This is a genomic window from Paraburkholderia sediminicola, from assembly GCF_046030555.1.
Taxonomy (GTDB): domain Bacteria; phylum Pseudomonadota; class Gammaproteobacteria; order Burkholderiales; family Burkholderiaceae; genus Paraburkholderia; species Paraburkholderia sediminicola_E.
Genome location: NZ_JAQQCH010000007.1, coordinates 136,693 through 159,855 on the forward strand (window position 1 = coordinate 136,693; position 23,163 = coordinate 159,855).

The 23,163-nt window shown below is 62.7% G+C and carries 20 protein-coding genes and 1 pseudogene; 17 read left to right on the top strand and 4 right to left on the bottom strand.

The genetic code is table 11. From position 1 onward, the window contains the following. The first annotated feature begins 85 nt into the window (after positions 1–85). Together zapE and PQQ52_RS12910 are read left to right on the top strand one after the other, a co-directional pair. The gene (zapE, locus tag PQQ52_RS12905; protein WP_408211329.1) at positions 86–1,183 is read left to right on the top strand and encodes a cell division protein ZapE; all 1,098 of its coding nucleotides are present in this window, start codon (positions 86–88) and stop codon (positions 1,181–1,183) included. Between the two features lie 162 nt (positions 1,184–1,345). Next, positions 1,346–1,795 carry a transposase gene (locus PQQ52_RS12910; RefSeq protein ID WP_408211332.1) on the top strand — a complete coding sequence of 150 codons (450 nt, stop codon included), beginning with the start codon at positions 1,346–1,348 and terminating at the stop codon, positions 1,793–1,795. A gap of 154 nt (positions 1,796–1,949) precedes the next feature. Here the strand turns inward: PQQ52_RS12910 and PQQ52_RS12915 are convergent, their stop codons facing one another. The 4 genes from PQQ52_RS12915 to PQQ52_RS12930 form a co-directional block, all read right to left on the bottom strand. Then, complete coding sequence (locus PQQ52_RS12915) at positions 1,950–2,435, bottom strand: DUF2147 domain-containing protein (RefSeq protein WP_408211334.1); 486 nt, start codon at positions 2,433–2,435, stop codon at positions 1,950–1,952. Positions 2,436–2,687: 252 nt separating this feature from the next. After that, the gene (locus PQQ52_RS12920; protein WP_408211337.1) at positions 2,688–4,388 is read right to left on the bottom strand and encodes a ShlB/FhaC/HecB family hemolysin secretion/activation protein; all 1,701 of its coding nucleotides are present in this window, start codon (positions 4,386–4,388) and stop codon (positions 2,688–2,690) included. 248 nt (positions 4,389–4,636) lie between these two features. Continuing rightward, positions 4,637–6,106 carry a collagen-like triple helix repeat-containing protein gene (locus PQQ52_RS12925; protein WP_408211340.1) on the bottom strand — a complete coding sequence of 490 codons (1,470 nt, stop codon included), beginning with the start codon at positions 6,104–6,106 and terminating at the stop codon, positions 4,637–4,639. 207 nt (positions 6,107–6,313) lie between these two features. Further along, a complete protein-coding gene (locus PQQ52_RS12930) occupies positions 6,314–7,948 on the bottom strand; it encodes a collagen-like triple helix repeat-containing protein (protein ID WP_408211342.1) in 1,635 nt (544 codons plus the stop codon). 657 nt (positions 7,949–8,605) lie between these two features. Here PQQ52_RS12930 and PQQ52_RS12935 point away from each other — a divergent pair. The 15 genes and pseudogenes from PQQ52_RS12935 to PQQ52_RS13005 all read left to right on the top strand — a co-directional run. Next, positions 8,606–8,773 carry a Flp family type IVb pilin gene (locus PQQ52_RS12935; RefSeq protein ID WP_408211345.1) on the top strand — a complete coding sequence of 56 codons (168 nt, stop codon included), beginning with the start codon at positions 8,606–8,608 and terminating at the stop codon, positions 8,771–8,773. A gap of 158 nt (positions 8,774–8,931) precedes the next feature. Beyond that, positions 8,932–9,432, top strand: coding sequence for an A24 family peptidase (locus PQQ52_RS12940; RefSeq protein ID WP_408211348.1), 501 nt, complete (start codon positions 8,932–8,934; stop codon positions 9,430–9,432). Positions 9,433–9,452: 20 nt separating this feature from the next. After that, the gene (locus tag PQQ52_RS12945; protein ID WP_408211350.1) at positions 9,453–9,917 is read left to right on the top strand and encodes a TadE/TadG family type IV pilus assembly protein; all 465 of its coding nucleotides are present in this window, start codon (positions 9,453–9,455) and stop codon (positions 9,915–9,917) included. An 88-nt stretch (positions 9,918–10,005) separates the two neighbouring features. Beyond that, positions 10,006–10,956: a Flp pilus assembly protein CpaB gene (gene cpaB / locus PQQ52_RS12950; protein WP_408211629.1), complete on the top strand. Its 951-nt coding sequence runs from the start codon at positions 10,006–10,008 to the stop codon at positions 10,954–10,956. 40 nt (positions 10,957–10,996) lie between these two features. Beyond that, positions 10,997–12,448: a type II and III secretion system protein family protein gene (locus tag PQQ52_RS12955; RefSeq protein ID WP_408211353.1), complete on the top strand. Its 1,452-nt coding sequence runs from the start codon at positions 10,997–10,999 to the stop codon at positions 12,446–12,448. 138 nt (positions 12,449–12,586) lie between these two features. Beyond that, complete coding sequence (locus tag PQQ52_RS12960; protein WP_408211355.1) at positions 12,587–13,828, top strand: fimbrial protein; 1,242 nt, start codon at positions 12,587–12,589, stop codon at positions 13,826–13,828. Positions 13,829–13,831: 3 nt separating this feature from the next. Continuing rightward, positions 13,832–15,217, top strand: coding sequence for a TadA family conjugal transfer-associated ATPase (locus PQQ52_RS12965; protein ID WP_408211358.1), 1,386 nt, complete (start codon positions 13,832–13,834; stop codon positions 15,215–15,217). Next, a complete protein-coding gene (locus PQQ52_RS12970) occupies positions 15,210–16,220 on the top strand; it encodes a type II secretion system F family protein (RefSeq protein WP_408211360.1) in 1,011 nt (336 codons plus the stop codon). Before PQQ52_RS12965 ends, PQQ52_RS12970 begins: the two co-directional genes overlap by 8 nt. 2 nt (positions 16,221–16,222) lie before the next feature. Then, positions 16,223–17,224, top strand: coding sequence for a type II secretion system F family protein (locus tag PQQ52_RS12975; protein WP_408211362.1), 1,002 nt, complete (start codon positions 16,223–16,225; stop codon positions 17,222–17,224). Positions 17,225–17,327: 103 nt separating this feature from the next. Further along, positions 17,328–18,107 (top strand): tetratricopeptide repeat protein, encoded by a 780-nt coding sequence (locus PQQ52_RS12980; protein ID WP_408211631.1) that lies wholly within the window; start codon positions 17,328–17,330, stop codon positions 18,105–18,107. A 26-nt stretch (positions 18,108–18,133) separates the two neighbouring features. Beyond that, the gene (locus PQQ52_RS12985; RefSeq protein ID WP_408211365.1) at positions 18,134–18,508 is read left to right on the top strand and encodes a DUF3613 domain-containing protein; all 375 of its coding nucleotides are present in this window, start codon (positions 18,134–18,136) and stop codon (positions 18,506–18,508) included. A gap of 8 nt (positions 18,509–18,516) precedes the next feature. Next, a complete protein-coding gene (locus tag PQQ52_RS12990) occupies positions 18,517–20,382 on the top strand; it encodes a TadG family pilus assembly protein (protein ID WP_408211367.1) in 1,866 nt (621 codons plus the stop codon). 15 nt (positions 20,383–20,397) lie between these two features. Beyond that, positions 20,398–21,789, top strand: coding sequence for a sigma 54-interacting transcriptional regulator (locus PQQ52_RS12995; RefSeq protein WP_408211370.1), 1,392 nt, complete (start codon positions 20,398–20,400; stop codon positions 21,787–21,789). 47 nt (positions 21,790–21,836) lie between these two features. Continuing rightward, positions 21,837–22,562, top strand: a complete 726-nt coding sequence (locus PQQ52_RS13000) for a DUF2968 domain-containing protein (RefSeq protein WP_408211373.1) — start codon at positions 21,837–21,839, stop codon at positions 22,560–22,562. A 348-nt stretch (positions 22,563–22,910) separates the two neighbouring features. Then, a pseudogene (locus PQQ52_RS13005) lies at positions 22,911–23,090 on the top strand (IS5/IS1182 family transposase); the annotation flags it as partial. Positions 23,091–23,163: the final 73 nt, after the last annotated feature.

Below are 23,163 nucleotides of genomic sequence, written 5' to 3' on the forward strand. Positions count from 1 at the left end.
CGCACGCCTGACTGAACGCAACTCTGGCATTACCACAAAGGCGGGCGGGTTCACTCCCTCCCGCCTTTCTTTTTGCAGCAACACAATGAACGTCACCGAATACTACGAAAAAGAACTGCAGACGCGGGGTTATCAATCGGATCCGGCGCAACGCGCGGCGGTCGACCGTCTGCAGCGGTGTTATGACGAGTGGGTCGAGTACAAATCGCGCCGCTCGAACGCGTTCAAAAAACTGATCATCCACCCGGACCTTCCGCGCGGCGTGTACATGTGGGGCGGCGTAGGGCGGGGCAAGAGCTTCCTGATGGACAGCTTCTACATGATCGTGCCGGTGCAGCGCAAAACGCGGCTGCATTTCCACGAATTCATGCGCGAGGTGCACCGCGAGCTGGAAGACCTGAAAGGCACGGCCGATCCACTCGACGAACTCGCGCGCCGTATCGCCAGGCGCTACCGGCTGATCTGTTTCGACGAATTCCACGTGTCGGATATCGCCGACGCGATGATCCTGTACCGCCTGCTCGACAAACTGTTCGAGAACGGCGTGCAATTCGTGATGACGTCCAATTACGATCCGGACACATTGTATCCAGACGGTCTGCATCGCGACCGCATGCTGCCGGCAATCGAACTGATCAAGTCGAAGCTCGACGTGATCAATGTCGACGCGGGTATCGACTACCGGCAGCGCACGCTGGCCCAGGTCGAGGTGTATCACACGCCGCTCGGCGCGGCTTCGGACAAAGCGTTGCGCGATGCATTCTCGCGCCTGGCGGCGGTCCCCGATGAGAGCCCTATCCTCCACATCGAAAAGCGTGAGCTGAAGGCGCTGCGGCGCGCTGACGGCGTCGTGTGGTTCGATTTCGCGACGTTGTGCGGCGGCCCGCGTTCGCAGAACGACTACCTGGAACTGGCGAGCCGTTTTCACGCGGTGATTCTGTCCGGTGTGCCGCAGATGTCGGCGCGCATGGCTTCGGAGGCACGCCGCTTCACCTGGTTGATCGACGTGTTCTACGACCACAAGGTCAAGCTGCTGATGTCGGCAGCGGTGCCGCCCGATCAACTGTACGTCGACGGACCGATGGCCAACGAATTCACGCGCACGGTCTCGCGTATCGTTGAAATGCAATCGAAAGAATATCTCGACGCGCCGCGCCGGCTCGTCGATACGTCGTTGACGTAAGCGCCCGTGTGACGTGGGTGCGGATGCTTTTGCGATAGATCACGGTCCGCTCGCCTAAGAGGCGGGGTCCGAAGGCGTATTTTCAAGATTCGGACTGGTCTTATATTCCGGCCGCGGACGACTGGATATCTTCTTTGTCATGGTTCTAACAAAGGAGAAACCATGAATCCGTACCGTGATATCAATGATGAAGAATGGCAACGTGTTGCACCGTTGCTTCCTGAGCTGCGTCCGCGCTCCGAACTGCGTGGCCGGCCGCTTGCCAACACGCGCTCGGTGCTAAATGGTGTGTTGTGGGTGATGTACAGCGGCGCGACCTGGTCCGCCATGCCGCGCAGGTACCCGTCGTATCAAACCTGCCATCGCCGTTTCAAGGCGTGGTATGAATCCGGTGTGCTCAAGCGCGTGATGGATCAGCTATTCGGTGCGGCGAGCGAAGAACTCTGCAACCTCATGGAAGCGCGCATGCGCACGCATGTGAGTGCGGAACAGAAGAGTGTTGACGTAGAGAAGGCTCCGGCCACTGCGCCCACGGCGTATAGCCCGGCATCGGTCAAGCCGTTACCGTCTTCGCCGTTTTCCTATGGGTCGCCCTTCAAGCACGCTGCATGACAACCCCAACCAGCCAGACTCAAACAAAAAAACGGCCGGACGATTGCGATCGCCGGCCGTTTCTTCTGGTTCCATCCTGGCAGCGGTAGCCGCCTTGATGGAACACTTCATTCGCGCGTCAGGCATCGGCGCCTGAACTGCCCGCCTACTATGACTATTGCTGACGAATCCAGGTCTGCGAGCGGCCCAGCAGCGAAACGCCGATATAGCCACGCACGATCAGCTTGTTCCCACCGTCTTCCAGGTGCATCTTGCACTTGTAGATCTTGCCGTTTTCCGGGTCGAGAATCTGACCATGATCCCAGCCGTCGCCGTCCTTTTTCATGTCGTTGATAATCGTCATGCCGAGAATCAGCTGGTCTTTGCGCGCGTCCGTACATTCGGTGCAGCGGCGATCCGGTTGATCATTCGCATTGAGGCCCTTGATCACCTTGCCGCTCAGCGCGCCGCCGCTGTCCTGCGTAATTTGCACGAGTGCTTTGGGCTGGCCGGTGTGATCGTCGATGGTTTGCCACGTGCCGAGTGGGGAATCGGTCTGCGCCATTGCCGTGACGGCGCTGGCGAGCAGTACGCCGGCGAGGGCGGCATGTTTGGCGGTGCGAAGCGCGATTGCGCGTGCACGTTGAGCGAATTGCATCATTGTCTTCCTCCTTGATTAAAGACGGCGCGATCATGGTCGCGCGGCGTTATTGGCATCTCGGGCGGCCACCAATAGCCGACCGCCGTGACGCCTCGTATGCCTGGTATTGCCCCTCAGGTTCAACTTCGGCTACATCGGTCTGCGATTCGTGGCCTGCGTGCCGCGAATCGCACATCCTCTGCGGAGAATACGTGAAAGTGCGCGCGCCGTTTGATAGTGGAACCTCTAATCAGGACGCGGCACTTCTGAATATCAGTTCAGTTGATACGAGAACGTTGCGTTGATGCGTGGGCTGCGCGACGCGCTTTCCACCGGCGCGTCGCCGATTGCTTTGGCGACCGACAAATCCAGGCTGTAATACTTCGCGTCCGAGATCCGGAAGCCGAAGGCAATCGACGACAGCCTCGACGGCGACGGCGTCCCCGCATGCAGGTACACACGCGCCATGTCGAACGAGACATACGGCGTGAGGGTGCGCAGGTAGGTGAAGCCCGGCGTAAATGCCCGGTTGACTTCGAACATCGCCCCCCAGCCTGAATCGCCCGACGCCTCGCCCGGTTGATAACCCTGCGCAAAACGTTGCGCGCCGAACGAGATCTGTTCCGAGGTCGGCAGCGAGACGGCGCTGTACTGGCCGGTCAACGAAACCGCGGTGCCGATCTTCAGCGGCCACTCGTTGGTCTGCGAAAAGCTTGCGCCGGTCCGCACGAAGTTGATCGACGCTGGATTCGTGACCGTTGTGCCGGGGACGTTCGAGTCGCCGGCTTTCGACGCACCCAGGATATCGAATGCCTTCGCCACATTGATACTCGCGCGGCGTACCTGACCGGGTTCCGCGCTGGCGTAATCGGCTTGCAGTTGCATCACCCGTACTTGCGAGCGCAAGCCGATCTGCGCACCGGTGTCCTGGTTGTTGTAGCGGTCTTCGTCGTGCGAGGCATAGACCGTGGCGGTGCCGATCAAGCTTTGCGTGTTGCTCAACAGGACCGGATAGGTCAGTGAGCCGCTGACCTTGTCGTTGATGACCGTGCGCGAGATGTAAGAGGGCAGGCCGGGATTGTCGGTCGGATTGCCGCGATAGTGCGACGCGTCGATCTTCCCGGTCAGTCCATCGCTGCCGATCGGTACCGTAGCGTGCGCGGCGAGATAGGTGACGTTGTCGCGTCCCTTCGGCAGCAAGGCCGACACGCTCAGTTGTTCGCCGAGCGCGGTCAGGCCGTTCTCGGTTGCGGTCAGCAGGCCTTGCACGCCAGGGTGATTGAAGTCGATACCCGTGCTGACGTCGAACTTTTTGCGCGTTACGTTCAGCTCGAGCGTGGTGGCGCCGTCGGTGTTCTGTGGCGGCGCGGCGTTCGCTGCGACCTTCACGCCGGGTAACAGACCCAGCAAGTTGATGTAGCGCTCGAAGGTGGCGCGCCGCAACGGCCGGTCGGCGACGATGTGGTCGGCGATCGCGCGGATCTTGTCTTCGAGCACGCCCGGCTCGCCGGTCACCTTGACCGCGGACACATAACCTTCCACCACCGTCACGCGTACTACGCCGCCCTCGAATGTCTGCGCGGGAATGAACGCGAAGGAGAGCGCAAAGCCGCGGTCCTGATACAGCTTCGTCACGCCGTTGGCAACCTGAATCAGATCGCCGATGGTGGTGTCTTTGCCGACGAGCGGCGTGAAGCGTTGTGCGACTTCGTCGAATGGAATGGACTTCACGCCCTCGACCTGAATCTTTGACGGCGTCAGGTGGCGGGCAAGCAGTTCCTGAAGTTGGGGAGCTTGAGGCGTGACCTGCAGGGTCACGTTCGGGCCCTTATCGGGCGCCTTGATCTGCGGCAGCGAATCCATCGGGTTGCCGCCGACTACTGGCCGCGACTGCGCTTGTGCTTCTACCTGCATCGCGCTGGCTGCGATTGCAGCGAGCAGTAGGGTCCATTTACTACCGTACCCGAGTTTCATCGGATTTTCCTCGTATGCCGTTCTGTCTTGCGGACGCGCCGCCTGGCCGGGCTGGTCGCGATCGCTTATGTGTGGCTCGACGCATACTGCCATGCTTGTATGTATTACGTCACGTGCTCCGTTGGGCTTGAGCATCGATTGCAAAAGCGCGGAGCACGTGATGAGGCGGACTGCTTATGCATACTGCGTGACTGGACGTTTGATGCGGCGTTTTATGCGCGTCGCATCAAACGTCCAGGTTATGCGGACTACTTATGGCTCACCGGCACGAGGCCGCCGAGGAGCGTCGTCAAGCCGCCGGTCGCACTGCTCGAGCCGCTTGAGCTGCTCGTCGAGCCGGCCACCGAGGTGAGCGTGCCGGTCAACTGGCCAACGAGGGCGGTTACGGGGGCGAGCGGGCTGCTGCTACTGCTGCCCGATGTGCTGGTGGTGACGACAGCGAGCACGCTGGTCAGCGACGACAGCGGATTCGACGTACTACCCGTGCCGCCTAAACTTGAAGTCAGCGAACTCAAGGGCGTGCCACCGAGTACCGAGGTCAGCGAGCTCAAAGGTGAGCCGCCCAGCACTGAGGTCAGCGAACTCAGCGGCGAGCCGCCCGAAGTCAGCGAGCTCAAGGGTGTGCCGCTCAGCGCCGAGGTCAGGCCGGACAGTGGCGTGCCGCCGAGCAGCGTCGACAGCGAGCCGAGCGGGTTGCTGCCGAGCCCGAGACTCGCGAGCGTGCTTTGCAGCGGGCCGAACGGGCTGCCGTTGGCAGGCGGCCCATTGACGACCGCCACGTTCGTGCTGCCGACAAGGCTCGTAATCAGACCGGGAATCGGATTCGCGCCATTCGGGCCGTTCGGATTGACGAGGCCGCCGGCGTTCGTGACCGTGTTGCCGAGCGAGCCGACCAGCGTGCCGAGATCGGCGCCGATCGGGTTCTTCGTTGCGGCGCCGACTTGCGAGCTGGTCGAGCTCAACGTGCCGCCGATTTGCGCGAGCAGGCCGCCCACCGGCGCGCCGAGACCGGTCTGTGTGCCGACCGTTTGCGTCACAAGTCCGACCGTCTGCACGATCGGCGTGATCGCGGTGCTGATCGGTTGGGTGATCTGTTGCACCGGCACGGAGGCCAGCGAATTGCCGAGCGTCACGCCGCCGGCGTTAAGTGCGCCTGCAGTCGTCGAGAGGACGGTTGCAAGCGGTGTGGTGAGCGGCGACAGCGGCGCGAGATTGCCGGTGCCGAGACCACCGACCGCGGTGCTCAGACCTTGCACGACACCGCTCGTCGAGCTGACCACCGAGCCGAGGCCGGCGACCGTGGTGCCGACCGGATTGGACGTCGTGCCGATCTGCCCGACGCCGCCGCTCACTGCGTCCGCCAGCGAGTTGAGCGTGCTGCTCGTGCTCGATACCGCGTTGCCGAGACCTTGCGTGACTTGCGGACTGAGACCTGGGATCGTTTGCGAGGCGATCGTATTGCCGAGGTCGCTCGTGGTCTTCGCAGCGGTGGTGACGACGCCGGATGTGCCCGACGTCGTGGTGGTGGTCGGGCCGCCGCTGGTCGAACCGCCGCCGCCGGCGCTACCGCTGCCGGATGACGCGCTCGGTGGGGCAGTGACGCCGTTGCCGCCACACGCCGCGAGCAAGCCGGCGATCGCTACGGCGATCAACGGTGCGCGCAACGACGACACGGTCGCGCACGCCGCATGGAGAGTAAAAAAACGTTGTGTGGACATGTGTGCTCCTCAGTGTCTTCTAGGTGTCGTGTGCGTTGTTTCCGTGCGCCGGTGTTACGGATGTCTGAGCGGCGCGGTTCAGTTCAGTCAGGGTCCGGCAGAGCCGGAGGACGGCTCGCGGGCCGCCCTTCGGGTTTCCTGACGCCGGGTTACCGGACGCCGGGTTGCCGGTTACTGCACTTCTTTCGATGACTTCAACTGCATTCCTTACTTCTTCGTCAAACCGCCGAGCAGGCCGCCGACGAGCGATGTCACGGGGGCGAGCAGGTTGCTGCCCGTTCCCTTGCCGCTGGTGGCCGACAGCGACGGGCCCGTGCTCGTGCTGGCCGAAGCGGTGGTCGTCGTGGTCGTCGTTGTCGTGACGCCGCCGAGCGCGCCGGTGACGCTCGACAACAAGCCGGTGACCGGGGCGAGCGGGCCGCTGCTACCGCCGCTCGCGCTGCTCAGGCCGCTCGTCACGCTCGAAAGCAGCCCGGTGACAGGCGCCAACGGGCTGCCACTCGAGCTGCCGCCAAGGCCACCCGTTACGCTGCCGAGTAAGCCGGTGACCGGAGCGAGCGGGTTGGTGCCGCTGCTGCTCGTGCCGCCGGCCAGGCCGCCAAGTAAGCCGGTGATCGGAGCAAGCGGGTTGGTGCCGCTGCTGCTCGTGCCGCCGGTCAAGCCGCCGAGTAAGCCGGTGAGCGGAGCGAGCGGGTTGGTGCCGCTGCTGCTCGTGCCGCCGGTCAAGCCACCGAGTACGCTGGTGAGCGGAGCAAGCGGGTTGGTGCTGGTGCCGGTGCCGCCGGCCAGGCCGCCGAGCAGGCTGGTGAGCGGCGCCAGCGGATTGCCAGTCGTGCTGCCGGTGAGCAGGCCACCCACTGATGCGACGGTGGTGCCCGTATCTGTGACCGTATTGCCAAGCGCGGCCGTGATCGGATTGCCGCCGGTTGCGCTGATCAGCGTGCCGGCCTTACCGAGGCCGCCGCCGAGGGTCGTGAGCAGGTTGTTGAGCGGTGCGCCGAGGCCGGTGGTGTTGCCGACTGTCTGCGTGGTCGCGACGACCATCGACGTAATCGGCGTGATCGCCGTGCTGAGCGTTTGCGTGACTTGCTGAACCGGACCCGTCGAGAGCACGGAAGTGAGCGTGGTGCCGCCATTGGTCACTGCGCCGCCTAGCGTATCGACGACACCGCCGAGCGGCGTGGTGATGGCTGCCAAAGGCGCGAGCGGGCCGGTGCCGAGACTCGTCACCAGGTTGCCTGCATCCGTCACTGCGCCACCGACATGACCGACCACGCCGCCGAGGCTCGCGACCGTTGTGCCGACTGCGTTGCTGCCGGTGCCGAGTTGGCCGAGCCCTTGCGTCACACCGGTGCCGAGCGTCGTGACCGCCGCGCCGACTTGCTGCACGATGCCGCCGGCAGCCTGGGTGGTTTGCGAGCTGACGCCTGGCAGCGATTGCGAACCGATCACGCTACCGATACCCGAGACCGTCGAGCCGAGATCGCCGACCACGCCACCGGTGTTGCCGACGACTGTGCCGAGCGCATTCGAGACGGGGGTAGTGCCGGTGCCGGAGGTTCCCGTACCCGAGGTTCCAGTACCGGAAGTGCCCGTACCCGACGTTCCCGTGCCGGAAGTGCCCGTGCCGGAACCGCCTGAACCCATCGAACCGCTGCCGCTGCCGCTGCCGCTGCTGCTGCCGCCGGTCGAAAGTGTGCCGCCGGCGGAGCCGCTACCGTTGCTGCCGGTGCCGGAACTCAGGCTTCCGGAGCCTCCGCAAGCGCCAAGAGAAAGCATCGCTGCCACGCCGGCAGCAATCAGGGTTGTTCGTACTGTAGTGTTGGCCGTTTGAATGTTCATGTCGCCCTCGGATCGCATGTGTTTTTGGGTGTTGCTGCGTGCCTATCTCTGCACGAGCCGTGCCATTTCGACTGAGCAATGCGGATTATTTTTATGCTGAAGAGCGCAAAGCCATATGTGATATGGCTTTGAGAGGAATTGATGGAGTGTCTGCTAACTCAGATATACCGCGAGCAAATGACATTGCTAAACGTTTGCGGGGGTTTCGTAACGTAACGAGCCGCCCGCGCCGTTACGAAACACGACGTAACGCAAGCGCAACGAGAGCGCTCCGGACGCTTGAAACGTTCTGTTCAAACAAATAATTAGTGCAGCGAATCTAACTCATGGTTATTCCTATGTGCTGCAACGCACGAACTGCCGTTAACCTGAGTACACCGCCAAAACGCATATGGTGTGGGCTCAGGGAAGCGGACAATTGCTTAAATATGATTGTTCAGCTATAAAACCCGAAAGCATCATGGATTGACGAGGGAGGTGGGTTATCGAACAGAAAACTCATAGACATCTGTTTTATTGAAGCCGGCTGCAAGGCGGTGCTTCTGCAGTGCAACACGCAGGGCCAGGAATGAGAGACCAATGGTCCGCAGCGCTGAAGACTCCGTCATCCGAGGCAGCACGTAAACAAACGAAATAAATGAAAGTCCGAGGGTAAAAATGAAAAAGTTCACACAACGCTTCCTGAGAGATAACAAGGGCGTTACGGCCATCGAGTATGGGCTCATCGCGGGGTTGATGGCGGTGGCACTTGTGACCGCGGTCGGCTCTATCACCGGCGCGCTTACGACCGCATTCTCAACCATTGCCGGCTTGATTAAAGGCTAAAGGCTAAGGGTCTGGCGGCGGCAGTTCCTGTAGGCGGAATCGAGGTGTGACCGGTTCGAGCCGGTTAGTCTCGCCCTTTCTGGAACAAGGCCACTTGAGTTTTCAGTGCGGACTGCTTACGCAGTCCGCACTGATATATCTCGCCCGTTGAGTCCATTATGAATTTACCAGTCGCCGACATTTTATTTGTCGCGTGGGCAGCGGCCATTGCTATATGTGATTGCCGCACCCGGCGCATTTCCAATTCGCTTGTCTTTGTTGGATTAGCGGCGGCATTTGCGTGCGCGCTATTTCAGAGCAGCCCTTTTAATATTTCGGCCGGACAGGCAGCGCTGGGCGCTGTCGTCGGCCTGGCCGCGTTACTGCCGTTTTTTGCGCTAGGTGCAATGGGCGCAGCCGACGTCAAGGTTTTCGCCGCGTTAGGTGCCTGGTGCGGTATGCACACGCTGCTCGGACTCTGGGTCGCCGCGAGCCTCGCAGCCGGCATGCATGCGCTCTGGTTGCTCGTCACGACCCGCACGCGACTCGCTACGATCGGGCGGCACGCCGGTCCGACCTTCGAAGTGGGCGGTAAAGCGTCGACCCCCTATGCGGCGTGTCTGACAGTGGCGGCCTGTGCATGGCTGGCGCTGCAAATGTCGACGGGTGTGCTGCGATGAGACTTTCCATGCCCCGGTCCATGAAATCACGGAAAGGGCCCGCGCTTGCGCGCCGCCAACGTGGCGCCACGGCTATCGAATTCGCGCTGGTGTTCCCGCTGTTCTTCACGATCGTCTACATGATCATCACCTTCAGCCTGATGATGGTGGCCCAGCAGAACCTGACATTGGCGGCCGAAGAGGGCGCGCGCGCCGCGCTGAATTACCAGCCCAACACGTCGTTGCAAAGTGCGCTCGCCAATCGCGCCGCGGCAGCCTGCGTCGCGGCCCAGGCGGTGGTGGCTTCGATCGTCAGCGCCGCGACCTGCACGTCGACCGCGAGCGCCTGTAGTCCCAGTAACGGGATGCAATGTGTGCAAGTCTCAATGGCCTACAACTACCAGAGCCACCCGATCGTGCCATCGATAGCGCTCGTGAGTATCGCGCTGCCGACGACGCTGACGAGCAGCGCGACCGTCCAACTCAATCCGGAGAATATTCAGTGACGTACGCGCTGGTTCTCAGCCTTCCTGTCCGTCGACGCGCGCGTGAACGCTCGCACTGTAGGGCATTGTTCAATCGAAGCAGCGAGTCATCATGCCGAATCTGACCAAAATTATCGCCGGCGTGCTGATCGCGGTTGCGTTGCTGCTCGGCCTGTTCGCCTGGACGCTGTCGCGTCGCCCGGCGCCGGTGGCCGTCACGCCCGCGACGCAAGCGACTTTTCCGGTCGTGGTGGCGACCCGCCTGCTGCCGGCGGGCAAGGCAATTACCGTCGATGCTTTGCGCGTACAGGCGCTGCCGATCAATCCGAATGGCGCCTTCACGGATCCGGCCCAGTTGACGGGCCGTGTGCCGAACGCGGATATCAGCGCGGACTCCCCGGTGCTGGAAACGCTATTGTCGTCCGGCCTGGCGGAGCGTATCGAACCGGGTGAGCGTGCCCTCGCGGTACGCGTCGACGAAAGCAATGCGGTGGCGAACCGGCTGCGGCCCGGCAATTTCGTCGACGTGTTTTTTACGCTCAAACGCGATAACGCCGGCGTCGGCAGCTCCGAAATCGACCGTACCCAGGCGCGCCTGCTGATGTCGAAAGTCCGTGTGCTCGCGTTCGGTAATGCGACCGCGAGTGGCGATACCGCGGGCGACCCGAACGGCATGGTGCGCACGGCGGTACTGGCGGTGCCGGTTGCCGATGTCGATCGGCTGACGCTGGCGGAGAGTGCCGGCCGGCTGGTTTTCGCGCTGCGCAATCCAAAAGATGCTGAAGTGGCTGACGAAAGCGTTTTTCCCGCGCAGCCAGGTGTGTTGAAGACTTCCGCGCACCCCGGTTCCAGCGATGCGCTGCAGGACTCGACGAAGGCCGCGGCCGGCGTCGCACTCGACACCTTGTCTGGCGCTGGCAACTTGCCAGGCGTCGCGCCGCGGTTCGCACCGGCGCAGCACCTGCCGGTTGCGCCGACTCGTGTTGCAGGCAATACAAACAGTACAAAGAGCGGTATCGAAGTGATACGGGGTGGGCGCGCCGAAACGGTCGCCTGGTAGCAGTTTTAGGGAGCGGGCGGCCGGACGCGTCCATGACTACATGACAAAACGGATTTTTGCATTCGGGACGGTGGCCTACGTCGGATTTGTGTTGTTGACTGCGTCAGGCGCGGCGCATGCGGCCGATCCTACCCAGCACGCGCGGAAGGCGCGCCCGGCACAACCTGCCTCATCCGCCGAACCTGCGCAGTTGGTGGGCGGCCAAACCATCGCACTGACGGTCGGCAGCCAGCAACAGGTGGCGACAGGCCATGTGCTGCAGCGCATAGCACTCGGCGACCCGTCGGTGGCCGACGTATTGATCATGAAGGGGAGCGGCCGCGGCGGCGTGCTGCTGGTCGGCAAGGCCGCGGGAACCACGAGTTTGATGCTGTGGGAGCGCGGCCGCGATACGCCGTTGACGTACACGGTGAACGTCATTACACAAGCGGCGGCCTCGCTGCTCGGACCCGATACACCGAGTGTCAAGGTGCTCGGGGGGACTGCGCTGATGTCCGGTTCGGCGGCGACGATGGAAGCGCATCAGCGCGCCGTCGTCGCGGCGGAAGGATCGCTTGCAAGGGATGCCGCAGCAGGCAAGGACGGTGCAACGGCGAAAAATGGCGCGGTGTTCGATACGTCGACGGTTGCCAGCCGTGCCGTGGTGCAGGTCGATGTGCGCGTCGTCGAGTTCAGCCGTTCTGTGCTCAAGCAGATCGGCTTCAACTTCTTCAAGCAGAACAACGGTTTCACGTTCGGCTCGTTCGCACCATCGGCACTGACCTCAGTGTCGGCGACGGCGGGGCAGGCGCCCCAGATGACCAGCACGACGCCGCTGTCGTCGGCGTTCAATCTGGTGTTCAATTCGGCGACCCACGGTCTGTTCGCCGACCTGAGCCTGATGGAAAGCAACAATATGGCGCGTGTGCTGGCCGAACCGACGCTCGTCGCGTTGTCCGGACAGAGTGCAAGCTTTCTCGCCGGTGGCGAAATTCCTGTGCCGGTGCCGCAAGGGTTAGGGACGACCTCGATCGAATATAAGCCTTACGGCATTGGTCTCACGTTGACGCCGACTGTACTTGGCCCGCAACGCATCGCGCTGAAAGTGGCGCCGGAGGCGAGCCAGCTCGACTTCGCGAACGCGGTGACGATTAGCGGCGTGTCGGTGCCGGCGTTCACGACACGGCGCACGGACACCACGGTCGAACTCGGAGACGGCGAGAGCTTTGTCATCGGCGGCCTGGTTGACCGCGAGACCACGTCGAATATATCCAAGGTGCCTTTGCTGGGCGATCTGCCGATCATCGGCACGTTCTTCAAACAGCTGAGCTACCAGCAGAACGAGAAAGAGCTGGTGATCATCGTGACACCGCATCTGGTGTCGCCGCTGGCGAAGGGGGCACCTGTGCCGACGACGCCGGGCGAACAGTCCGAGCAGCGCAACGGTCCGGTGTGGCGCTCACTGGTCGGTGGTTTTATCGCGGGCGATGCAGCGCCGGGGTTTTCGAAATGAGGGCGCCGAAGCTTCGCTCGGCGCACGCGGTAACCGGATTACGCGAAGCAAACAGAGGCACGCGCACAGGGCCTGTGCGCGGCAGTATGCAGGACGACGCGGCGGCCTGGCTGCCGATGCCGCAAAAGGATGTCCAACATGAACGCGAGAACGCATTCATTGACTGAACGGGCGGTCACCGATTATTTCGTGCTCGCTTCGCTAGCCGACGAACACGTGCATTGGCTCTCCGACACGCTGGTAGGCGCCGGCACGGTCGAAGCGGTTACGCTCGATCCGGCAATGCTCATGCAGCGCATCGGGGTGCTCCACCCGTCGCTGGTATTCGTCGACTTTTCCGGCGGCCGCGCCGCAGCGGCGAGTGCTGCCGCGAGCGCGGTGCGCAGCGCCTATCCAGGTATGCAGATTGTCGCGCTCGGTTCGCTCACGGAGCCGGAAAGCGCACTGGCCGCGTTGCGTGTCGGCGTGCGTGATTTCATCGATCTGTCGGCACCGGCTGAAGATGCTTTGCGCATCACGCGCCAGGTGCTCGACAACCTGGTCGAGCCGGTCAGCCGCCATGGTCAGGTGACCGCACTGCTGGGGGCGCGCGTCGGCATGGGTGTGAGCACGCTGGCCGCGAACCTCGCGGTCATGTTGCAGCGGCGTGATGTCGCGAAAGGGCGGCAAGCCGCATTGCTCGATCTCGGCTTGCCGGCGGGCGACGGTTCGCTGCTCCTGAATACCCGCAGCGAGTTCAATTTCGTTGAAGCCGTGCGCAATTTGCGCCGCTTCGATCAGACCTTCGTGCATACCGCGCTATCGCACCACACGAGCGGCCTCGCGCTCACGACGTTGCCGCCGAATCTTGCCGACATGCGCGAAGTATCGTATTCGTCGTCGATCGGTTTGCTGAACCGGCTGCGGGCGTTCTTTGACCAGCAGATCGTGGATCTGGGCGGATTCAGCAATGCCGAATTCATCGCCCATGTCGTGCAGGCCGCGGACGAAACGTGGCTGATGTGCGATCAGGGTGTCGCCTCGATCGTATCGGCAGTGGGTGTGCTCGACGGATTGCGCGAAGAGGGCATCGATACCGCCAACGTGCGCTTGATCGTCAACAAGTTCGACAGCGATCTCGGGCTAGCCGCCGCGCAGATCGCACAGCGTCTCGAGATTCCGTTGCTGACCACATTGCCGGAGCGGCGCGTAGCGCTCGGCCAGGCTGTCAACCAGGGACATCTGCTGGCGGACACCGTGGCACGCGACCCCTATGTGCGTGCGTTGGAGCCGTTGATTGAACGGCTCGGCGGTGCCGCGAGAACGGCCGCGCAGCCAGGCGGAAAATCCGCGCTTAGTGCGCTCAAGCGCTTCATTCCAACCACTCAAAAGCGGTCATAAACGATGGCAAAAGAGATTGAATTTGCCGACGACGCACCTTCGTTCGCGCATAGCCAGCAGTTCCAGGACATCAAGAACGCTGCGCACGAACATCTGTTGACGCGTATCGAGGAACTTGGCTCGGAGTTCGGCCGCTGGTCGCGTAACGCGATCAACCAATTTGTCGATCTGGAGATGGACAGCTTTGTACGGCTGCGCCGGATTCCGATCAACGAAGGCGAAGTGCGGCTGATCGCCGAGGCGCTGACCAAAGAACTGGCGGGGTTCGGCCCGATCGAGGATCTGCTCGCCGATCCGGCCGTCGAAGATATTCTGATCAACGGCTACAACGACGTGTACGTGTCGCGGCTCGGGATCCTGACGAAGATCCAGGTGCGTTTCGCCGACAACGCCCACTTGCTGCGCATCGTGCGGCGGATTCTCGCGCCGATCGGGCGTCGTCTCGACGAATCGAATCCGATGGTCGATGCACGTTTGCCGGACGGCGGTCGCGTGAATGTGGTGATCGAACCGTTGTCGATCGACGGGCCGATCGTCTCGATCCGCAAATTCCGCAAGGACCCACTGCGCCCTGACGATCTGCTCGCCAATGGCACGTATAGCCCCGAAGTCGGCGCGCTGCTCGAAGCAGCGGTGGCGGCACGCTGCAACGTGCTGGTGTCGGGCGGTACGAGTTCGGGCAAGACCTCGCTTCTGAACGCGCTCGCGTTCCACATCCCCGAACCGGAGCGGGTCGTAACGATCGAGGACACCGCCGAACTGTCGCTGAACCATCCACACGTGGTGCGGCTCGAAAGCCGGCCAGGCGGTTTCGACGGCGCGGGCCTCGTGACGATTCGCGATCTGCTGCGCAACACCTTGCGGATGCGTCCCGACCGCATCATCGTCGGCGAAGTGCGCGGCGGCGAGGTGCTCGAAATGCTGCAGGCGATGAATACGGGCCATGACGGTTCGATGGGCACGGTCCACGCGAGCTCGCCGCGCGAGTGTCTGTACCGGCTGGAAATGCTGGCGGGCTTTGCTGGCTTCCAGGGCACGGAATCGAGCCTGCGCCGTCAGATCGCCAATGCGATTGACTTCATCGTGCAGATCGGGCGCCTATCGAATGGGCGTCGGCGGATTCTGTCGATCACCGAAGTGACGGGTCTGTCGGACAACATTATCGCGACCCAGGAGCTGTATCGCTACGAGCCGATCGCAACCGCAGAGGGCGATGAACTCGATAACTGGGTGTCGCTCGGTATCCATCCGCACTCGTCGAAACTGGCGCGTTTCCGTCAAGCCTTGGGCGGCGGGGCACAAGCCAATGCATTCGGCAACGCGGGCTTCAGCGGCGGCGGTTTCGGAGGCGGCGGCACGGGCGGCTTCGGCGGAGGCTTCAATGTCTAGCTCGGTGCTGGTCTTCGCGGCGCTCGCGCTGCTGTGCGCAGCAGGCGCGTTACTGCTATGGCAACGCGGCGCACACCGTAAAGACCAGATGAGCGCCGAACGTTTCATCGATAGCCGCATGGCGCCGGGCGCCGTTGGCGCAGGCGGCCCCGTGGCCGGCCCCCGCGTGGCGCCGCCGCGCGCTGGTGTGCCCCACGTGGCTACGCCACAAGCACCGCTGGCCGATGCTGGCTGGTTTGCCCGCGCACGCTATCTGAAAGCGCGTGGCAGCTTCATGTTGCAACACGCGATGACCAGCGCGGGCATCGCCCATGCCCGCGTGCCGGCCATCCTGATAGGGATGGTCGTGCTCGTATTGTGTATCTGGGCTGCGAGCGTCGGTGGCATGTTGGCCGCCGGTGCCGTTTTGGTGACGTGCGGGGCGTTCATTTACTTTCTGGTGACGATGCGCGCCAACAAACGCCGTCAACAGATTGTGCGGCAGCTCCCGCTGTTTCTCGACGGTATTGTTCGCCTGATCACGCTCGGTAACAGCGTGCCGGCTGCTTTTCAGGCATCTCTGCAGACCACGGAAGCGCCATTGCGCGAATGTCTCGATCACGTCTCGCGGATGTTGCGCAGCGGCGTTGAAATCGATCGTGCGCTCTCTCAGGTCGCCGTGATCTATAACGCGCGCGAGCTGGAGCTGGTCGGCGCGGTACTGCGTCTGTCGGTCAAATACGGCGGCCGTGCCGACGTGATGCTCGACCGGATGTCATCGTTCATGCGTGATCTCGAACAGGCCGAACGTGAGCTTTCTGCGATGTCGGCGGAAACTCGCATGTCGTCGTGGGTACTGGGCTTACTGCCGGTCGGTATTGGCGGCTTCCTGATTCTGTCGAATCCGAAATATTTCGCATCGATGTGGTTCGACCCGACCGGCCGCAATATCGTCTACCTGGCGTTTGCGTTGCAGGCGTTGGGCTCCTATTTGCTGCATCGAATGGCAAGGCTGAGGAACTGAAGATGCAAGCTCAACACGTTGCCGCCATCGCGCTTGCTCTCGCAGCACTCGGCCTCCTGCTGATTGCTGGGGTGCTGGTCTTGCGGCTCGCGGCGGCGCGGCGTAGCGAACGCACGCTGACACATGCCCTCGACGAGCGTGCGCTGCAGAGCGCGGCGCTCACCGCCGCGGCGCGCGGTGGTGAGCGGGCGGACACCGGCGCCTCTGCCCGAAGTGGCCGGCCCATAGGCTGGAAGCGCCAGTTCGAGCGTTTTGCACACGCCGGGGTGCGTTGGCTCGATACACCGCTCGGTCGGCTGATCGTCGCCGAGGAAGACCGCCGTCTGCTCGAACAATGTGGATTCGTCGACACGCGCATGCGTGGCCTGTTTCTGATGGCGCGGCTGCTGGGCATGGCCATCCTGCCGTTGCTGGCGGGCACGCTTGCACGCGAGCATGTTTCGGCGTCGACCTGGGCGGTGATCGTTATTGCGTCCGCCCTGGCCGGTTTCATGGTGCCGAAGATTTACGTGGCGCGCCGCGCCAGCCGGCGTCGCAACGGCGTGATTGACGAATTGCCGCTGATGGTCGATCTGCTGCGTTTGCTGCAAGGCGTGGGTCTCTCGCTCGATCAAAGCCTGCAGGTGATGGTGAGCGATTTTCGTACGGTGCTGCCGGTGCTGTCTCACGAGCTGGAAATTGCGCAGCGGCAGTTCGCGGCCGGCCGCTCGCGCGACCAGTCGCTTAATCGCCTCGCGGCGAGTTATGACAACGAGGATTTGCGTGCGATCGTGCGACTGCTGATACAGGTCGACAGGCACGGTGGCGCGGTGCAGGAGCCGCTCAAACAGTTCGGTGATCGCTTGCGTGAAGCGCGCCGCGCGATGCTGCGCGAACGCATTGGCCGTCTCACTGTGAAGATGACCGGTGTGATGATCGTCACGCTGTTGCCGGCTCTGATGATCGTCACCGCCGGACCGGGCGTGCTTGCCGTCACGAAGTCGCTGCACTCGACGCCACACTGAGGATTTTGCAATGGCTCACAGTTTTCCGATCGGGTATCAGACGCGCATCAAGCCACGGGACGTGCGCGTGGCGGCCTTGTTATCAGTGTCGCTGGCGGTGTCGATGTGGCTGGGCGGGTGCGCGTCGAAGGATCTCGGGTACGGCGTGGGCCCGCAAGCCGAGCGCGCGGCGCTCGCCCAGCAGGCCAATCGCGATCCCGCGCCGGATACGCCGGGCATGTATCTCGGGCTGATCGATCAGATGCAGTCGCAGGGACTTTACTACGCGTCGCTCGCGCATATCGACGCCTATGAAAAGCAATACAGTGTGACGCCGGACACGATTCTGTTGCGCGCTGACGCGCTGCGGATGACCGCTCAACCGGCGGCCGCCGCGACCGCATACACGCAATTGCTGAAGACGCCGCTGGCCGCACGAGGTTATCGCGGCCTCGGTTTGCTCGCCGGCGGGGCGGGCGAATTCGCGCGCGCCGCGCAGGAGTTGGAGCAGTCGGCGCAACTCGCGCCGACCGATGCGGTGACCTTGTCGGATCTTGGCTATGCACGCATGCGTAACGGCGATGTAAGCGGCGCGCGCGTGCCGCTGATGCAGGCGGCTCAACTCGATCAGAACAATCCGAAGATCGTCAGCAATCTCGTGCTGTTTCTGCTTGTCAACGGGGAGCAGGCGCAGGCGCTGGCGGTGATGAATCAACAGAAGTTGACGCCCGAAGTGCGCACGGCGATTCGCGGCGACGCGGCCAAGGTGGCCGTGGCGGAACGCGCGCAATCGCAGTCGCAATCTTCAGCGCCGGCGCAGCAGTCAGGTGGACCGGCTGGCGCCATGGCGAGCGCGCAGGGGATCGAGCCGGCGCCGCGCTTATTGCAGCGCTTCGCGCAATGAGCAACGGCGCAATCAGGGGAAGGGATATGAAAACCAAACAGATGGAACGGGGTTGCATGGGATCGGTGGTACGCATTGTCATGGGGGCGGGGCTCGCGTTCGGCTTGACCGCGGGCCTGGTCGACGTGGCGCTTGCACAGACCAGCACATCGACGGAGACGGCACCGGCTGCGAGCGAAATCGGTCATTCGGCACGTGCCTGGACCAATCTGCAGAGCAGCAACGCGGAAGCAGCGCCCGCGCTGCCGATGCTGGGTGCGGAAGCAGGCCTTGCATACCGTCGTTATCTGGAATCGTTCAAGAGCAGGATTCCCGATCTTTACGAGTCGGCATTGGGTTCTGGCGGGAGCGGCGGCAGCGGTTCGCAACTCGGCTCTGGCTCGAGTGGCAGCAGCCGGTGAGCGATGACATGCCCGGACGTCAATTCCCAGTGGTCCTAGCCAGACGCCGGACGCGTGGGGGCTACGCACGTCGTGCCGGCGGTGCGGCTGCGCTTGCGCCGCGGCGGCAGCATGGCGCGGTTGCGGTGATGGCCGCGATCTTCCTGAGTCTGGCGCTCGCGGCGCTCGGGGCACTCGATGTCGGCAACACGTACTATGCGCGCCGGCAGTTGCAGCGCACGGCGGATATGGCGGCGATGGCCGGTGTACAGGTGATCAGCACTCCCGCGGGTTGCTCGTCGGTAACGACCGTCGCGCAGCAGAATGCAACGGCCAATGGATTCACGGCTAACGGATCTACCCAAACGCTCACGACGACCTGCGGGCGTTGGGATACCAGTACCAGCACTTATTTCGGCACGAGCGGTAATCCGCTCAACGCGGTGCAAGTCCAGGTTTCGCAGCAAGTGCCCTATTTATTCCTCGGACCGTCGCGTAACGTGACTGCAACTGCCACCGCGCTGGCCTCCAACATCGACGCGTTCTCGCTCGGTACCGGCATCGCCACGATCAACACGCAACAATCGGCACTGCTGAACGCGATTCTGGGAGGCTTACTGAAGACCAACGTATCGCTGAGTGTCGGCGATACGCAAAGTCTCGCAACGGCGCATATCAAGCTTTCGGATCTGATGGTGGCGCTAGGTGCATCGTCGATGCAAGGCCTGCTCGCGACCACTGTGACCTATCAGAACCTGATGCTCGCGATGGTCAGTGCGTTGCAAGCCGGGGGCGATACCGTCAATGCGGCGATTCTGCGAACGCTGGCCGTTACGATTCCTGGCGGTCAGAACATTACTGTCGGCGATGGTGGTCAGTCCGCCCCAGGACTGCTCGCGCTTGGGCTCGCCAATGCGGATTCCGCAGCGACGGCAACGATTAATGCGTTCGATGCGTTGATGGTTGCCGCGCAAATCGCGCAGCGCAGTCCGGACGGCTCGCAGGGCAATGCGCCGGTGATCAACGTGACGGCTGCCTTGCCCGGCGTGCTGGGACTCTCGCTGCAGGTCATCAATCCGCCGGTGCTGGCGGTGGGCGAGGGCGGGACGACGGTCGTCAACGGATCGTCCACGTCACGCACCATTGCGCGTACCGCCGTGGTCAACGCGACCGTCACGTTGGCGCCGGTTCCGCTGCCGACGTTGACCGTGGGCTTGCCGCCGCTGGTATCCGCGTCGATCTCCGCGCTCAGCACGCCGCTCGTGGTCACGCTGGCCGTCGCGCCCGGCACCGCGAGCCTCACGGCGGTCGATTGCGAAAGTACCAAGGCGACCACCAACGCAACGCTGCAGGTGACGCCGGGCATCGCGGCGGCCTGTCTGTCGGGCGGCAGTGTGCAGTGTACGGTGCCGGTCACCGCGCCCGTCACTGCGGCAGTCTATTCGTCCCCGATCAAACTGGCTTCCATCACGGCGACATTGTTCGGCTTGACGGTGCAGGTGGCCAACGTCATCGTGCACGGCATCGGTCCCTTGGCGTTGACGCCGGGTCACACGCCGATTGTCATCAACGGCTCGTCGGGCAGCTTCGACGTGGTGGCGAGCGCCAATTCCAACCAGGTTGGCAGCGCGCTCTCCATCTTCAGTTCGCAATTGCTGAACGCGTTGCCCGGCGCGCTGGACATTTCGCTTCTCAACAACCTGATCGATATTTCGTCGCTGTTGAATTCGATTCTGACTGCGGTCGCCGGCGTCCTGACATCGTTGCTGCAGCCAGTGTTCAACCTGCTCGACACCGTGCTCGTCCCGACGCTTTCGCTGCTGGGCGTTCAGGTCGGCACCGCCACGGTCCACAATATGTCGCTGAAGTGCGGCGTCGCGCACCTGGTCAACTAGCATAACCAAGACAAGATGAGAACCAACCCCAAAATCGATGAACTCGATATCTACGTCTGGGAGGGCAAGGCCGATATCGTCGACCGGGTCGCGCGCTGCATGGCGAGCTTCGACGTCGAAGTGATCCGCGCGGACGATATCGCGATCTCGCCTGAACGGACGGCGCAACGGCCGTCGCTCGCGATCATCAGTGTCTCGGTGATCGACAGCGGCGCGCTGCTCATGCGCGACTGGCAGGCCGCGCACGGCATTCCCGTCGTGTGGGTCGGCGCCGCGCCGCGCGACCATGACCCGGCGACTTACCCGTCCGACTATTCGCACATCCTGCCGCTCGACTTCACCTGCGCCGAATTGCGCGGCATGGTCATGAAGCTCGTGCTGCAACTGCGCGCGCACAGCGCCAAGACGCACGAGTCGGACGCGATGATCGCCAACTCGGAGTGCATGCAGGCGTTGTTGCACGAAGTCGACACGTTTGCCGACTGCGACACGAGCGTGCTGGTGCAAGGCGAAACCGGCGTCGGCAAGGAGCGCATCGCGCAACTGCTGCACGAAAAACATACCCGCTACGGCCAGGGGCCTTTCGTCGCGGTGAACTGCGGCGCGATTCCGGACGGTCTGTTCGAGTCGCTGTTCTTCGGCCACTCGAAAGGCTCGTTCACGGGCGCCGTGGTCGCGCACAAGGGCTATTTCGAACAGTCGGACGGCGGCACACTGTTCCTCGACGAAATCGGCGACCTACCGCTCTACCAGCAGGTCAAGCTGCTGCGCGTGCTCGAAGACAGCGCGGTCACCCGAATCGGTTCGGCCGCGCCGGTGAAACTCGACTTCCGGCTGGTGGCGGCGACCAACAAGCATTTGCCGCAACTGGTAAAGGATGGCACCTTCCGCGCCGACCTTTACTATCGGCTTGCCGTGATCGAGTTGAAAATCCCGTCGCTCGAAGAACGGGGCGCCGTCGACAAGATTGCAATCTTCAAGGCGTTCATCGCGCAGATCGTCGGCAGCGAGCGTCTTTCCGCGTTGCCGGACTTGCCGTACTGGCTGGCCGACGCGGTGGCCGACACCTACTTCCCCGGCAATGTGCGCGAACTGCGCAACCTGGCCGAGCGGATCGGCGTGACGGTGCGTCAGATCGGCGCGTGGGACGCGGCGCGCCTGCAGCGGCTGCTCGCGCTTGCACGCAGCAGCCAGCCGGTGCCGGCCGAGAGCGCGGCCGAGGTGCTGGTGGATCGCAGCAAATGGGATATGGCGGAGCGAAACCGTGTGTTGGCCGCGCTCGACGCAAATGGGTGGCGTCGGCAGGATACGGCTCTTTATCTAGGTATTAGCCGCAAGGTTTTGTGGGAGAAGATGCGTAAGTACCAAATTTTTGACGAAGAGCCCGAAACACGCGAAAGTGAGTAATAATGAGACGGTTGTACTAAAACAAAAACTGTTCAAGCAGGATTTACATGGACCGAAAGTCGAAACTACGGCAGATTGCCCTGGCCGCATTCATCGCGATGGGGGCCGTGCAGGGCGTGAATGCGCAGGCTCTGCCGGATAGCGGATCGAGCGCTGGCGTCATTTCCCAGCCGGGCACGACGACGGCCTTGCCGGCCAATGCAGTGGCTGGGCAGAATGGACAGGCGCAGACGAACGCGTTGACGCCGGACGAAGCCAAGCAATCTGCTGCGGGCAACGTTGCGGAATTGCAGCAGATGATCCGCGGCTCGGATCTGAGCGAATTGCGCACGACGTACAACGGCAGTTACGGTGCGAGCTTGCTGTTTTACGGCAAGGAGATGACGTACTACGTGGCGTTGTTCCAGCAGAAGAATTTCTGGCGCGTCATCAAGACGCAGGACGCCACGCGCGCGGACATGATCTATAAGGATTTTGTGCGTCAGACGCTGCAACTGTCGGACGTTGAGATTCGCCGTACGCAACTGGAAGCGCAGAAGGCGTTCACGGAGCGCATGATCGCGTTGTCGCAGGACCGTGCAAACCGCTTGCAGGCTGACCTCGACGTTGCGCATCAGCAGCAGACCATTGTCGCGAATCAGCAGCAGCAGACCCGTGCCGAAGCAACGGCGCTGGCGCAGCAGAAGTCTGCCGCACAAGACCAGCTGCGCGCCGCGCAACGCCAGGTTCGCGAACTGCAGCGTCAACTGGAAACCGGCCTGCCGACGCACTAAACGCGACGGCCGGGAAACCGGAAGGTGGGGAGGGCGAGGCGGCTTTGAACGCACCGCGCGCCCCACCCGACGTTCAAGCCGTTGTCGCAATACAGGTCACCTATCCCCGCAGTACGACGGTACGAAGCCCCGCAGTAACCCCTCAGTAGCAATCCCCGCGGTAACCCCATCTGCAAAGCAACTCCGCCTGCCGTACAAGCGGCGCGTCCAAGCCCATTGGTTTCCCTGACTCGAGGTTCAACTCAACGCGGCACCCGACAGACAGATATCATTCACGAATCCGGATGCCCGTTCGATGAAGAATAACTGTGTTCGTTTCAAAGACGGTGACGTCAAGTGCAACGACGTAAGTATTGGAGTTTGAATTACCAGCAATATCCGCTAAAAGGAAACTGCACGCGAGGTTCTCAACGTCGCGTGATACGCTGGGAACACGAAGCTGTTCTTGATGAGATGCAGGTGCGATTTGATCATGTACCTGAGATGATGCGCATCCGGCGACAGACTGTCGAGCATCCATTCGGCACGTTCGGCGGACAGGATATTTCGTCGCCACGCAACGTTGAATAAGATATTAGGTAGATATTCCTGAGACCTTACC

Coding starts and splice junctions, on each gene's coding strand:
- zapE (WP_408211329.1), top strand. CDS start 86: ATGAACGTCACCGAATACTACGAAAAAGAACTGCAGACGCGGGGTTAT.
- PQQ52_RS12910 (WP_408211332.1), top strand. CDS start 1,346: ATGAATCCGTACCGTGATATCAATGATGAAGAATGGCAACGTGTTGCA.
- PQQ52_RS12915 (WP_408211334.1), bottom strand. CDS start 2,435: ATGATGCAATTCGCTCAACGTGCACGCGCAATCGCGCTTCGCACCGCC.
- PQQ52_RS12920 (WP_408211337.1), bottom strand. CDS start 4,388: ATGAAACTCGGGTACGGTAGTAAATGGACCCTACTGCTCGCTGCAATC.
- PQQ52_RS12925 (WP_408211340.1), bottom strand. CDS start 6,106: ATGTCCACACAACGTTTTTTTACTCTCCATGCGGCGTGCGCGACCGTG.
- PQQ52_RS12930 (WP_408211342.1), bottom strand. CDS start 7,948: ATGAACATTCAAACGGCCAACACTACAGTACGAACAACCCTGATTGCT.
- PQQ52_RS12935 (WP_408211345.1), top strand. CDS start 8,606: ATGAAAAAGTTCACACAACGCTTCCTGAGAGATAACAAGGGCGTTACG.
- PQQ52_RS12940 (WP_408211348.1), top strand. CDS start 8,932: ATGAATTTACCAGTCGCCGACATTTTATTTGTCGCGTGGGCAGCGGCC.
- PQQ52_RS12945 (WP_408211350.1), top strand. CDS start 9,453: ATGAAATCACGGAAAGGGCCCGCGCTTGCGCGCCGCCAACGTGGCGCC.
- PQQ52_RS12955 (WP_408211353.1), top strand. CDS start 10,997: ATGACAAAACGGATTTTTGCATTCGGGACGGTGGCCTACGTCGGATTT.
- PQQ52_RS12960 (WP_408211355.1), top strand. CDS start 12,587: ATGAACGCGAGAACGCATTCATTGACTGAACGGGCGGTCACCGATTAT.
- PQQ52_RS12965 (WP_408211358.1), top strand. CDS start 13,832: ATGGCAAAAGAGATTGAATTTGCCGACGACGCACCTTCGTTCGCGCAT.
- PQQ52_RS12970 (WP_408211360.1), top strand. CDS start 15,210: ATGTCTAGCTCGGTGCTGGTCTTCGCGGCGCTCGCGCTGCTGTGCGCA.
- PQQ52_RS12975 (WP_408211362.1), top strand. CDS start 16,223: ATGCAAGCTCAACACGTTGCCGCCATCGCGCTTGCTCTCGCAGCACTC.
- PQQ52_RS12980 (WP_408211631.1), top strand. CDS start 17,328: ATGTGGCTGGGCGGGTGCGCGTCGAAGGATCTCGGGTACGGCGTGGGC.
- PQQ52_RS12985 (WP_408211365.1), top strand. CDS start 18,134: ATGAAAACCAAACAGATGGAACGGGGTTGCATGGGATCGGTGGTACGC.
- PQQ52_RS12990 (WP_408211367.1), top strand. CDS start 18,517: ATGCCCGGACGTCAATTCCCAGTGGTCCTAGCCAGACGCCGGACGCGT.
- PQQ52_RS12995 (WP_408211370.1), top strand. CDS start 20,398: ATGAGAACCAACCCCAAAATCGATGAACTCGATATCTACGTCTGGGAG.
- PQQ52_RS13000 (WP_408211373.1), top strand. CDS start 21,837: ATGGACCGAAAGTCGAAACTACGGCAGATTGCCCTGGCCGCATTCATC.